We start from the raw sequence: 12532 nt of genomic DNA, 5'->3' as shown, positions 1-12532 counted from the left end.
TCAACAAGGAGGCAAGGTGGTGGGCTGGGCATCGAAACACGCAATCGCCGCAACGATCCTATCCGGCGCTCTGGTTGTCGCGGGGTGCATGACCGTGACGCCGAGGGTCGAGCCGGCCCCGACGGCAAAGCATAAGACGAAGGTTGTGCGCACGACGACCGAGCCAAAGGTCGTCAAGCGGAAGAAGGTCACCGCCAAGAAACTGATCCAACCGGTCGAGGAAGAAACCACACCCGTCGTCATCAAACCTGCTTTGGGAGGCGGCGGTGGCGGTGGAGGTGGAGGTGGCGGCTGGGGCGGATGAGGGTTCGATAGCAGGCCAGTCGGTCGCTAAGCTTCTTCGTTCTTTGACTTGCATATCGTCGCACTCCGCCTGTCCGGGCCTAATTCTGCGATCTCGACTTTAGGCATGGAGCATGGCCGCAGCCGCTCGCCAAGCAAGCGCGAGTGCTCTATGCTCCCATCTCGTGCCGGTATCGAGATCGGGTTGTCCTTGGGGGGCGTTCCATGGTCGAAGTCGTCGCATTCTGGCGGAATCTGCGAGTGGTGGCCGCCGCGCGAGCCACGGGTTTCATCGTCGCCGCACTATTCGCTTTGCTGCTGTTCGAACCGCAAGCCGCGCGCGCCGAGCCCAACTGGACGCTCGATCCCTCCGCTTCGGTGCTGACCTATCAGTCGGTCAAGAAGAACACGATCGTCGAGACCAACAAAATAAGAAACATCACTGGCACGCTGAGCGCGGCCGGTGACGCAAAGATCAGCTTCGACCTCAATTCGGTCGACACCGGCGTCGACCTTCGCAATGTCCGCATGCGCTTCCTGTTCTTCGAGACCTTCAAGTATCCGACGGCCGAACTGACGGCGAAGGTGGACCGCGCCGCGTTCGCCGACCTGCCGGCAAAGCGCAGGATCAAGGCGACCTTGCCATTCCGCCTCAGCTTGCACGGTGTCGACAAGGACCTCGAGGCCAGCGTCGTCGTCACCATGATCAGCGACACCCAGGTTTCCGTCGCGTCGGAAGCGCCCGTCGCGGTCCATGTCGAAGACTTTGGCCTGCTGCCCAACATCGACAAGCTGCAACAGGCGGCCAATGTGACCAATATCGTGCCGACCGCGTCGGTGTCCTTTGATTTCGTCTTCACCGCCGATGGTGGCAAGCCGGCCGCAGTCCAGGCCGTCGCGGCGAGCGCTGCCGACGTCGGGCCTGTCGCCACCGATGCGGCGAAAGCGAATTTCAGCGACGAGGAGTGCCTGAACCGGTTTGCCGTGCTCTCGCGCACCGGCGCCATCTACTTCCGGCAGGCGAGCGCAAGGCTCGATGCCAAGAGCCGCCCACTGCTGGCGGAGGTCGAAGGCGTCGTCCGCAAATGCCCCGCCCTCAAGGTCGAGGTGTCCGGCCATACCGACTCCGACGGATCGCCCGAGGCGAACAAGGCGCTGGCCGAGCGGCGGGCCCAGGCGATCGCCGACGCGCTTGTGGCCGACGGTGTGCCGCGCAGCCAGATCAGCGCCGCCGGCTATGGCGAGGAACGGCCGGTCGCCGCCAACGACACGCCCAAGAACAAGGCCCTCAACCGGCGGATCGAGTTCTCCGCCACCAAGCTCGCGAACTGAGGTCGCGGGGGTGGTCTCCGACCCGATCGCCCGTTGCGGCCGCCGGCTTCGCGCCGTCGGGCTCGCTGTGCTTGCCTTGTTTTTGACTTTGACCGCCGCCGGCGCCGAGCGCCGCGTCGCGCTCGTGCTCGGCAACTCGCAGTACCAGCACGCATTGCCGCTCACCAATCCGGTGCGCGATGCCGAGGCCATGGCCGAGCGCCTGCAGAACCTGGGCTTTGAAGTGGTCTCCGGCTACGATCTCAGCAAGCAGCAGACGCAGGCCACGGTCGCCCAGTTTGCCAGAGAGGTGCGCGGTGCCTACATTGCGCTGTTCTTCTACGCAGGCCATGGCCTGCAGGTCTCGGGCAAGAACTACCTGCTTCCCGTCGACGCTGCGCTCGAGGATGAGACCTCGCTCGACTTCGAGGCCGTGCCGGTCGATTTCATCCTGCGCCAGATGTCGCGCGAGACCAGCATCAGGCTAGTATTTCTGGATGCCTGCCGGGACAACCCGCTTGCCGAGGTGCTGGCCAGGACCGCCGGCGTCAAGGGTGCGACCAGCGGCCTTGCCGAGATCCCGATCGAGAATGGCGGCGCCGGCACGCTCGTCGCCTTCGCCGCCAGCCCGAACCAGCTTGCCTTTGATGGATCGGGCGGGCACTCGCCGTTCACCGCGGCGCTGATCCAGCACATAGGCGAATCCAACACCTCCATCACCGAGGCGATGAACAGGGTCACCAGCGACGTCTTCAAGGCGACCGCCGGCAAGCAGCGTCCGTGGATCAACGTCTCGCTGACCACCGAGGTCGTCCTGCACAAGGTCGATCTCAACGCGCCGCTGATCGTGGGCGAGGCAAGCGCCCCGCAGGCCGAAGGCGGTTCCGATACGCGCAATACCGGGGCAGCACCAGGCCAGGCCGACGACCAGCTTGCGCTCAACCTGTTGCGTCAGAAAATCCCGAAGCTGGCGACGGACGAGCCGATCCTTTTTGATCACCCGGTCAAGTTCGGCGACCCGGCCATCGACGGCAAGAGCATCGCCCAACTGATCAAGGGCACGCCGCTGTTCAGTCCGGTGGAGGGCCTCGACAAGTCGGCCTGGGAAGGCAAGCACTGCGACGGCTGTCATGAATGGAACGAGGCCCGGCTGTGCGAGCAGGCGAAGAATTTCGCCGCCAACGATGTCTCGGTGCTGCGCCTGCAGCACCCTTTGGGAACCCGCTTCAAGGTGGCGCTGGCCAGATGGGCGCAAGGCGGCTGCAAGTGAGCGCGGTTCCTGACTGATCTGGGGGACCTAATAAGCGTCGGCAGCTTGCTGCCGCGCCTCCATCTCGGCCATCTGGATCCCCATTTCGACAAAGGCCGAAAGCACGGCAAATCGGTCGGCGAGCGATACCCGCGCAAGGCCGGCCAGGACCCCCGCGCCGACGGCGTGGGCTGCTGGAAATCCGCTTGCTGCCCGGTCGATGGCCCGGTCGCTGTCGGGCCAACCCGCCGCCAGGGCGATCCAAGCCGCCGGTGTCACCGGCGGCACCTCGACGGCCTCGGCCACCGCCGCGCGATGGTCGGGATTGCCGGGTTCGCCGACCCAGTCGCGGACGAGCGCCAGCAATTCGAGGTCTCTGTCGCCGAGGAGTTCCGCAAGGTTGCCCAGGCACTCATGCGCCCACCAGACCGCGGCCCGCTCGGGCAGCAGATAGGCGCAGAAGGTGATTGCTTCCTCGGGCACGCGCCCGGCCAGCAGCGCACGGCAAAACTCGATCGAAGGCTGGTCGGTTGGGGCAGCTTTCATATCCCGGGCGACGGCTGGGTAGGCGCTGAAAAGGTCCCGCGCCGTCCTGAACCGGAGCCCGTTGGCCATGGCTGCCCGCCCTCACTAGGAATAGGGGTACTGAAGCCCCGGCGGAGGCATTGGTCAAGCCTTAGCTTAGCAAACGACGGCTGTCCGCAGCGTGTGTTTGTTCACAGACAATCGCCGCGAAATTTGGTAACATCAAATTTATGCATGTCGCCCAAAAGTGCGCAGCGGTTTTGGGGGAACGGCATGCATGAAAAGAAGACCTAAGGCGTGGCGCGACCCGCCTTGATCCGCTCAAACAAGGAGTAACGGTCATGCGGTGGGCCAGCTCAGCCTTTGCATTGGCGGCCGTGCTTTTTTCCACGCACGTTTCCGCCGATCCGCTTCAGAAATCGGAAGACATCGTGAAGTTCTTCGCCGGCCAGGGCAATCTCGGCGCGTCGCGCGGCATCTGTGTCGGCACCGAGGAAGAGTGCAAGAGCAAGAACGACAAGAACGCGGCCCCCACCAGGACCGGGCTCGATATGATGATCAATTTCGGGCTGGATTCCGCCCAGCTCGACCAGACCGCGCGCGCCGAGCTCGACGAGTTCGCCAAGGCGCTGAGGGACAACCGGCTGAGCACGTTCAGCTTCGTCGTCGAAGGCCACACCGATGCTTCCGGGCCGGATCGCTACAATCAGAACCTGTCGCAACGCAGGGCGCAATCGGTGGCCGCCTTCCTGACCGCGAACGGCGTCCCGGCCGCCCGGCTCGAAGCGATCGGCCTGGGCAAATCGCACCCGCGCGTCGCCAATCCCTACGATCCGGTCAACCGCCGGGTTGAGATGCGGATCAGGACGGAATAAGCCGCCAGCACAAGTCGCCGACCTGCGCCGAGCGGTCGAGGGGAGTCCAGCCTCGACAGGCGCCGGACTCCCGTTTCTGTTAGAACAATTCCAGGAAAAGTGCGTGGCGGTTTTCCGTCCGGAATTGCGTGAAAAAACTACGGCTTGTTGAGCACGCCGCCCACCGCGACACCGGTGCCGAAGATCAGCGCCTTGGTCAGGAAGTCGTTGTTGTCGTTCGGCGGCGGGCCTTCCTCGCGAACCACGGTCTCGCTGTTGCGCCTCCGCTGGACGACCTGCTGCTTCCTGCGCGGCTTTTCCGCTACCGGCTTCAGCGTGCGGGTCTTCTGAACCACCTGTTTTTTGGTCGGTGCGGTGCGGGCCTGATCGGCGGCTTGCCTGGCGCGCACTGCATCCATCATCGGGTCGGTCTGGATCACCAGGAACGCCAGCTGCTCGCGCGTCAGATAGGTGGTCTGCGGCAGGCCGTTCTTGCCTTGCCAGACGCCGATCGCCTGGCGGGTCTTGGGACCGATATTGCCGTCGACCTGGCCAAGCTCGTTGCCCAGCGCCTCGATGCGCAGCTGCAGGTCGATGCGGCCCTTGCGATCGAGCCCGATCGCGCCTTCCGTCAGCTCGGTGCCCGGCGTCTGCTTCATCTCGTCGGTGATGCCGACCGAGGTGCGGACGGCCGAGCCTAAATTGGCGTTTGCTGCGTCCGTGTCGAGGGCCGCGACCTGCTTGCCGGCCTTCGGGTCCTTCAACTGATCGATGTTGAGCTTGGCCACGGTGGCGAAGCGGCCGTTCGGGAACTGTTCGAGATAGGCTTCGTAGAACGGGATGGTGTTCTTCTTCGAGGCCTCGTCCCACAGGCGCTGCTCGACCTCCCAGGACGGCGGCTCGCTGGCCACCGGAGCAGGAGCTGCCGTGGTCTTGGCTGCGTCGGCGCCGGGCGCCGTGACAGGCGCGGCTGGTTGCGCTGCGGACTTGCCCAGAAAAACCTCGCGTCCCAGCGATGCATTGTGCCAGGGCCGCTGCCGGCCTTGCGTGGCCTCCGTCACCTGGCCGCGCACCCGCGTCAAGGCGCTCTGGATCTCGACGCCGGGTTCGGTCAGGTGCTTGGCGAGAGCCAGCGAGTATGGGCTGTCGACGCCGTTGCCGTCGAAGGCGATGGCGCCGGGGTCCGTTGCATAGGCTATGAGCACGCCGCCGGTGCCGACGCCGTCCGCTTTCGCTTCGACCGGAGCCAGGCCTGCTCCAAGCGAGCGGCTCTTCGGCAGCGAGGCGGCCAGCGTCCTTGCCAGCGGATTGTCGCGGCAGGCATCGAGGATGATCACGCCGACCGCCGGATCGGGCGGCAGCGCCGCCATGAATTCGTCGATCTGGACGGTGCGGGTCTTGAGATAGGCCGGTGACGTCAGCTCGGCATCGACCGGGATCAGATAGTTCCTGCCGTCGACCTGCATGCCGTGGCCGGCATAGAAGATGACGGCGAGATCGGCATTGTAGGATTCCTCGGTGAACCGGCTGATCAGGCTGTGCATGCCGGCATTGTCCTGGTCGACGCCTTCGATCACCTCGAAGCCGGCATTGCGCAGCGTCGATGCGATGAGGTGCGCGTCGTTGGCCGGGTTGGGCAACGGCACGGCGTTGACATATTTGCTGTTGCCGATGACCAGCGCGACGCGCTTGGCGGCGTCCGGCGCGGCGGCCTCGGCGCCGAACGCGGCAAGGACAAATAGGATAAGTCCACTCACAAGGACGGCGAACGTTTTCATGGATCAGCCCCTCCGCCCCTTAGGGGCGCGCTATCGGTGTCTGCGCATGCTAAATTCCGCTGGCGACAAAGTCGCTTCTGCCAAAAATGGCTTCTGAACGTATGTGATCTCGACCACAGTTTTGGTTCACAAAAAACTTTGTAACCGTGCGCTAATATACCATTCGCGAGCGTGGAAACCAAACGGCCTGGCTGCCGGACGCGATATGTGGGTGGGCCGAAACCTGCGGTTAACCAGGCTCCAGTGTGTTTTCAATCGAATTGACGAGCGCCGTTATTGCCTGCTTGTATTTTTCGAACTCCGGCGACGTCTGCCGGACTTCGGTCGTGGTCGGCTGCTGGCTGGCGTCGGTTGCAATCCGAGGGGCCTTATGTCCCATCTTCCGCTCGGCCCAGTCGATGACGTAGCCGGCGGTCTTGCCGGTGAGGAACGGGTTGGCCTGGATGACGGCTGATCCCAGAACGGCGTTCAGTTGCGTCGAGCCTGACGCCCCCAGCACCTGGGCCGCGCCTTCCATGCCCAGGAAATGGCAGAGATAGAGCCGCCCGGCGGTGATCTGGTGGCCGCGCGCGCGAAGATAGGCTTCGCCTTCGCGCGCCAGGTTGCGCACCATCTCGCGCGAAAGCGTGGCATCGTAGCGAAGCGCGAGCAGATCGGCCGTCGACAGCGAGCGGGCGAGATCGGGCCGGTAGGTGTTCATCATCCGGACCCAGGTCTTGGAGATGAACTGGCCGGCGCCGGTCGCCGAGGAGAGCGGGTTCTTGGCTCGCGCGCTGCCGCCGCTTTCGACATGGACGATGCGGTCGGTCAGCGTCTCGACGGCAGCATCGCCGGAACCGCCGGAACCACCGGAAGCATAGGCGGCAACCGTGGTGACCGTCCCCAGCGGATCGATCGCCTCGCCGCTCTGGTAGAGTTCGAAATGCAGATGCGGGCCGGTTGAAAGCCCCGTGGTGCCGATATAGCCGATGACGTCGCCGGCTTTCACCTTTGTGCCGACGCCGCTCGCGATGGCGAATTTTTGCATATGCGCGTAGCGCGTCTCGCGCCCGTAGGCATGCGCGATCTTCACCAGATTGCCATAGCCGCCGCCATCGCCCTGGAAGGTGATCTCGCCGTCGAAGGCGGCCACGATCGGCGTGCCGACCGGAGCAGCCCAGTCGACGCCTTTATGGATGCGAACCGTGCCGAGGATGGGGTGCTTGCGCGGGCCGAAGGTGGAGGTCATCACCCCGCTCACCGGCGTGACCATGCCGTTGGTCACGGTCAGCGAACGAACCTCGTCATTGCCCGTGACGCAGGCATACTGCCCGTCGCTCTGCTGGAAGACGAAACAGGCGAGGTTCTTCTCCGCGCCCTGGACGCCGACATAGAGGACCCGTCCGGAGATCTCGCCCTGGCCGCGCGGCGTCTGCGAATAGATCAGCACCAGCCGCTGGTCCTCGCTGGCGAAGGCGTCGAGATCCTGTCCCCGCGACAGGTACATGATCGCCTCGCCGATCACGCTGGTCGGAACCTTGTTGCGCGCGGCCGTAGAATAGATCGCGTCGAGCAGGCGATACTGCCGCTTGGGTCCGCCCACGTCGGATGCGCCGGAATAGTTGAACAGGTCCTCGCGCACCCAAGGATCGACGCCCGAGACGAAGGCGCCAGCCGCATTGCGCGCCAGCGTGCCGACATAGACATTCCTGGCATAGACCGAGACCTGCATGAGCGACATGGTCGTCGTCTCACGGTTCGGTCTGAAACCGCGCATGGCCACGACAAAGCCCGCCCCCAGGCCGTCGCGGCTGAACAGCGCCTTCAGCGCCTCGCCGGCGAGCTTCGCATCGTCCGCGGAAAAATGCGCGTCGAGCGCGACGCTGTCCAGGGTGCGGTCGTTGAGGATCTTCACGAACGTATCCTCGGTCGCCTCGAAGCGCTGGTATTCGCTGGTGACGGTGGCAACAGTGATGTTGTTCTCGATCTGGGTCTTCGTGAAGGCGGGAAGCGCCGCCTCGCCCTGGTCGATGGTCTCGCCCCAGCCCGCTTCCGGGTCGTCGACGTCCGCCTTGGGCGCCGAACCGGCAGGGGCGTCGCTCTCGTCCGGCGCCGGCTGGAGATCGTTCTCCAGATCGCCTTGCTGATCGTCGGCCGCAGTCGGAGCGGGCGGCGCCAACTCCTGATCATCAGGAGCTGTCGCCGAAGGCTTCGGGGCAGCCTGCCGCTGCGCCTGGAAGAAGGCGAAATCCTCCTGCGTCGACGGAATCGTGGTCATGAATTTCTCGCTGGCGCTCAGCATCACGTCGGAGAGGATCTCGATCTGCGGCGAGGCGCCGGAACCGTCGAGCTCGGCCGGACGCGCGACGGCGCGGCCCTTCGTTGCGTTGTCGGCATCGGGTGCCAGCGTGATCCACATCGGATCCCCCGCAAGATCGATGATCGCCGGCACATAAACCGAGGCGTCGGGCGGCACGTCTTCCATGCCCTCGACAGGATGCAGCTCCTCGTCCTCGTCGCCGAACGACCAGTAGTCCCTGGTCAGGTAGAAACCCGTCGCGATTGAAACGACGGCGAGCGCGGCAACGCCGGAAAGGACCCAGCGCCACCGCTTGCGCCGGCGCTCGGCCAGGCGCGCCTGCTTCTTCAATTTGAAGCTCGTGTCGATGCTGTGCGTCACGGGCTGCTTCCGGTCAGGAAATAGGTCCAGCGTGCCTGCTCCTGCGTGTCGACCTCGACGAAGCGCGCGGCGATATGGCCGCGCTGCCAGCACTCGTCGATGCCGCGGATTGAGAAGCGGCGGCGGCCGATGCACATCTCGGTCGATCCGTTCAGGATCGCGTGGCCGAAGACGTCCGTGGCGTAGATGTAGATGTAGCGGTTGGTCAGCTCCTCGCGGATGACGTTGACGCATTGGTTGGCGCCGATAGTCCACCAGCCGTCGGTCTGGTCGGCATCGTCGACCTTCTGTCCGACGGCGAGGTTGACGACGTCGAGCGTCTGGTTGCAGACGGTGAATTCGGCATGGGCCCTGCCGGCGGTGAGGATCGAGAGCAGCGCCCCGCCAACAAGCGCGGCAAGCTTCGTCCGGCCGGTGGGGTCAGGCCAAATTCGAACCCGGCCACGCTTCTTGCATGGCGGTGACGGAGAGGAAGAACGCGGGTAGCGGAGTTCCATCGGCGTCCATGCTTATCCGCCAAGCCGGAAATACTTGGCCGTGGCGGCGAATTGGGAACCGTCAGCCTCGATCTCCTCGAGGATCTTGGGCAGCAGCTCCGAGGCCGGCGTCGGCCTCGAGAACATCGCGGCCTGGATGTCCTTGGGCCCGGTGATCACCAGCATGATCTGCGGCACGGCCTTGCCGGCCGCCTTGTCGGCGGCGGCGAGACCGATCGGGATGCTGAACGTCGCCTTGTCCGGTTGCGCGACCATGCGGTCGTCGAGGTTGAAGGCGACGCCCTTGTGGTCGATCAGCATCACGTTGGAAATCAGCCCGCCGCGTGTCGCCAGCGTGCCGCTGATCGGCGAGCCGTCCGGCACGGACGACCGGTCGAGAACGAGTTGCGGCCTCTCGGCCCCGCTCCGGTCGAGCAAGCGCAGGAAGTTGGTCACCTCGCATTGCGGCTGGTCGATGAGACGCACGCTGATGTCTGGCTCGAGATGGAACCTGGATTGGAAATCGTTGAGCATCTGCTCGAAGGGCTGCACCGCGGTTCCGAAGCCTTCGATCGCTGCGGCGCTGTCCGTCGCCGATGTCAGCGTCGCATAGAAGCAGTCGCCGCCGCTGAAGTCGCGCACCCAGGAGGCACGCTGAGCCAGCTCGCCATTGTTGTTTGCCGGCGGCGGAACCTCCGGCTTGGGCAGGTTGATGGCGACGTCCGTATTCTGAGGTTGCTTGGTTACAGGCGGTGGCTGCTGCGCCGGTTGTGGCGACGCGCTCGGCGTTGCCGGCTGGCCAGCCGCTTCGGGTGCCTTCGGCTGGCTGGGAGGCGACGCCGGTGCCGGGCTTTCCGCGGGCGAGGGAGTCTTCGGCTTGGGCAACTTGGACAGAGCTTCGACGAGGTCCGATGCGCTGGGCTTGGTCGCAGGCGGTTTTGCCTGCGGGGCATTTTCCGCCTCTGTCTGGCTCGATCCTGACGCCTTGGCCGCCGGCGCCTCGTTGGCTGATTGAGCCGGCTTCTGATTTTCCGCCGCCTTCGGCAGGGGAGCCGGCGATTTCCCTATTGGCGGCTGTGCGGGTTCGGCCTCCGCCTGCTGCGAGACCTGGTTGTCGCCGGCAGGGCTCTGCGGCTGGAGGGCGGGCGTCGTCTTCTGGGCTGGCTCTTGGACCTCCGTTGCTGGCGGCGCCTCGGGCTTGGATTTCGGCACGGGTTCGGCAGACTGCGTCGGCTCGGGCTTTTGCCCTGTCGCGGCTTCCGCCTGTTTCTCGGCGGGTTCGGTCGGCGGCGAAGTGGGCGAGGCGGGCTTCGCCGGCTCAGGTTTCGGCTTGTCAGGTTGAACCTTGGGCGCCTCCGCAACGGGGTTGGGCGCCTCCGGAACAGGTTTCGGCACAGGCTTCGGTTCAAGCGGCGCGGGTTTTTCCGCGACCGGTTCCGGAGATGTCAGGATACCGCTGAAGTAAAGGCCCGCGGAGGCGACGAGGGCCAGCACGGCGACGCCGCCGGCGATTGCCGGAATTCGCGAAGCCTTTTTCTGCACTGCGGGCGCGGCGGCCCTTGGCTGAGCAGCCGCCGGCGAAGGCCGCGGCTCCGACAGATGCGCCGGCCGCACATGCGGGACGAAAAGTGGTTCGTCGGGGCCCGTCGAAGGCTCGGGGCTGGAGCTGGGCAGCGCGGTCCAGCCGGCGCGTGGCAAGCCGGATCGTTCGCGCGGAACAAACGATCCGGGCGGCGGTAAGGTCGCGTCGAGATCGTCGTCGCGTGTTGCCCTGGCGATCTCGGCCATGCTTGCCGGCCGGTCTTGAGGATCCGGCTGCAGCATCGCGTCGATGATCTCGCGGAAATCGGGGTCGATGTCGGAAAGGTCCGGCACGGTCCGGCGCTTTTCGATGACCTCGTATTGCGAGCCGCTCATGTCGAGCGGTTTTCCGCGCAGCGCGGCGGCCAGCACCAGTCCGAGACTGTAGATGTCGGACTGCTCGCTGACGTCGCCGCCATAGAGGCCGAGTTGCTCGGGCGAGACGTAATTGTATTTGCCGGCGAACTTTCCGCCGATCAGCGTCTCGCCGCCGACATTCGCCGAGCGCGCGATGCCGAAGTCGATGATCTTGGCGCGCTCGACCCGGCCTCCCGGCAGGATGATGTTGTCGGGCGAGAGGTCGCGGTGGACCGCGCCGGCCTGGTGGACCGCGCTCAAGCCCGAGGCGAGGCGATGGCAAAGCCTGCGCACATCAGGCGGCGACATGGGGCCGCGCCGCATGACGTCGAACAGCGACTGGCCATCCACGAACTCCATGGCGAGGTAGGGGCGGCCGATCCCCGGATCGATGGTGAAGACGTGGTATCGCACCACCGCGTCATGCGACAGGTGGTTGAGGATCGACGCCTCCTTGCGGAACAGCGACAGGATCGTCTGGTCGCGGGCGAACTCGGGCAGCACGATCTTGATCGCGACATGGTCGCCGGTCTGGATATTGTGGCCGCGATACACCTCGCCCATGCCGCCGGACGCGATCCGCTCGTCGAGTTCGTAAATGCCGCTAAGCTGCGTTCCGACGCCGGTATAGCCGAGGTTCGGCGAAATCCGCGTCTTGTCGTCGTCGCTCATCTACCTTGGCCTTCCGCCTTGGACCGATCCGCATGGAGCGATCCGTCGCGTCCATCGCCGACCCTCACCAGCACGATGGTGACATTGTCCGTTCCGCCGCGCGCCAGCACCGTCTCCAGCAGCTTTTCGCACGCCGCCTGCGGCGGCTCGGACCTGACCGCCGCCTCGATCTCGGTGTCGCTGACATGCGCGGTGAGCCCGTCGGTGCTCAGAACAAAAACATCGCCCGGCATCAGCTCGCCCTGCTGGAAATCGATCTCGAGCTCATCGTTGACGCCGACCGCATGCGTGATCACGTTGCGGCGCGGCCAGGTGAGCGCTTCCTCCGCGCTGATCATGCCGCGATCGAGAAGCTCCTGGACTTCGGTATGATCCTTGGAAATCTGCGAGATCGCGCCGCCGCGCACCAGATAGATGCGGCTGTCGCCGGCCCATAGGCCCGCGAACCGCCCGTCCATAGCGAGCAGGGCGGCGAAGGTCGAGCCGATGGTGATGCCGCGCGACCGCGATATGTTGCGGATCTCGGCATTGGCGCGGCTCAGCCGGTCCTCGAAGCGCGCGCGAAGGTCCGGCGCCGAACTGGCGATGCCGATTGTCGCCAGATGGTCGACGATGCTGGCCGAAGCCACTTCTCCGGCCTCATGGCCGCCCATTCCGTCAGCCACCACCCAAAGGCCGGTCCGTGGCTCGACCAGGTAATTGTCCTCGTTGTGGTCGCGCACACAACCCTTGTGGCTCACGCCGAAGCTCTCGATGGGAAGGGCGACAGTGCTCAATTTGCCACCAAG

The 12532-nt window shown here is 65.2% G+C and carries 10 protein-coding genes; 4 read left to right on the top strand and 6 right to left on the bottom strand.

All coding sequences use genetic code 11. The features are described from left to right. The first annotated feature begins 19 nt into the window (after positions 1-19). The 3 genes from EH240_RS20990 (at position 20) to EH240_RS20980 (ending at position 2863) form a co-directional block, all read left to right on the top strand. On the top strand, positions 20-304 hold the full coding sequence (locus EH240_RS20990; protein ID WP_245436239.1) for a hypothetical protein: 285 nt from the start codon (positions 20-22) through the stop codon (positions 302-304). A gap of 203 nt (positions 305-507) precedes the next feature. Next, positions 508-1614: an OmpA family protein gene (locus EH240_RS20985; RefSeq protein ID WP_125002161.1), complete on the top strand. Its 1107-nt coding sequence runs from the start codon at positions 508-510 to the stop codon at positions 1612-1614. Positions 1615-1624: 10 nt separating this feature from the next. After that, positions 1625-2863, top strand: coding sequence for a caspase family protein (locus tag EH240_RS20980; RefSeq protein WP_245436238.1), 1239 nt, complete (start codon positions 1625-1627; stop codon positions 2861-2863). 27 nt (positions 2864-2890) lie between these two features. On the opposite strand, the gene EH240_RS20975 is transcribed toward EH240_RS20980, so the two are convergent. Then, positions 2891-3457 carry a DUF6931 family protein gene (locus EH240_RS20975; RefSeq protein WP_125002157.1) on the bottom strand — a complete coding sequence of 189 codons (567 nt, stop codon included), beginning with the start codon at positions 3455-3457 and terminating at the stop codon, positions 2891-2893. Positions 3458-3708: 251 nt separating this feature from the next. On the opposite strand from EH240_RS20975, the gene EH240_RS20970 reads away from it, so the two are divergent. Further along, positions 3709-4242 (top strand): OmpA family protein, encoded by a 534-nt coding sequence (locus tag EH240_RS20970; protein WP_206075302.1) that lies wholly within the window; start codon positions 3709-3711, stop codon positions 4240-4242. Between the two features lie 137 nt (positions 4243-4379). Here the strand turns inward: EH240_RS20970 and EH240_RS20965 are convergent, their stop codons facing one another. The 5 genes from EH240_RS20965 to EH240_RS20945 form a co-directional block, all read right to left on the bottom strand. Further along, a complete protein-coding gene (locus EH240_RS20965; protein ID WP_125002155.1) occupies positions 4380-5999 on the bottom strand; it encodes a caspase family protein in 1620 nt (539 codons plus the stop codon). A 229-nt stretch (positions 6000-6228) separates the two neighbouring features. Beyond that, the gene (locus EH240_RS20960; protein ID WP_125002153.1) at positions 6229-8658 is read right to left on the bottom strand and encodes a M23 family metallopeptidase; all 2430 of its coding nucleotides are present in this window, start codon (positions 8656-8658) and stop codon (positions 6229-6231) included. Next, positions 8655-9155 carry a DUF1036 domain-containing protein gene (locus EH240_RS20955; protein ID WP_245436237.1) on the bottom strand — a complete coding sequence of 167 codons (501 nt, stop codon included), beginning with the start codon at positions 9153-9155 and terminating at the stop codon, positions 8655-8657. The genes EH240_RS20960 and EH240_RS20955 overlap by 4 nt, the downstream gene beginning before the upstream one ends. 12 nt (positions 9156-9167) lie before the next feature. Continuing rightward, positions 9168-11744, bottom strand: coding sequence for a serine/threonine-protein kinase (locus EH240_RS20950; RefSeq protein WP_125002151.1), 2577 nt, complete (start codon positions 11742-11744; stop codon positions 9168-9170). Further along, a complete protein-coding gene (locus tag EH240_RS20945) occupies positions 11741-12520 on the bottom strand; it encodes a PP2C family protein-serine/threonine phosphatase (protein WP_125002149.1) in 780 nt (259 codons plus the stop codon). The genes EH240_RS20950 and EH240_RS20945 overlap by 4 nt, the downstream gene beginning before the upstream one ends. Positions 12521-12532 lie beyond the last annotated feature (12 nt).

The sequence above is a fragment of the Mesorhizobium tamadayense genome (genome assembly GCF_003863365.1).
Taxonomy (GTDB): domain Bacteria; phylum Pseudomonadota; class Alphaproteobacteria; order Rhizobiales; family Rhizobiaceae; genus Mesorhizobium; species Mesorhizobium tamadayense.
This window is presented reverse-complemented; position numbering and strand designations above follow the sequence as displayed.

What these genes read in the sequence shown, in the direction of transcription:
- EH240_RS20965 (WP_125002155.1), bottom strand. Translation starts at nt 5,999, where the DNA reads ATGAAAACGTTCGCCGTCCTTGTGAGTGGACTTATCCTATTTGTCCTT.
- EH240_RS20985 (WP_125002161.1), top strand. Translation starts at nt 508, where the DNA reads ATGGTCGAAGTCGTCGCATTCTGGCGGAATCTGCGAGTGGTGGCCGCC.
- EH240_RS20955 (WP_245436237.1), bottom strand. Translation starts at nt 9,155, where the DNA reads ATGGAACTCCGCTACCCGCGTTCTTCCTCTCCGTCACCGCCATGCAAG.
- EH240_RS20970 (WP_206075302.1), top strand. Translation starts at nt 3,709, where the DNA reads ATGCGGTGGGCCAGCTCAGCCTTTGCATTGGCGGCCGTGCTTTTTTCC.
- EH240_RS20975 (WP_125002157.1), bottom strand. Translation starts at nt 3,457, where the DNA reads ATGGCCAACGGGCTCCGGTTCAGGACGGCGCGGGACCTTTTCAGCGCC.
- EH240_RS20950 (WP_125002151.1), bottom strand. Translation starts at nt 11,744, where the DNA reads ATGAGCGACGACGACAAGACGCGGATTTCGCCGAACCTCGGCTATACC.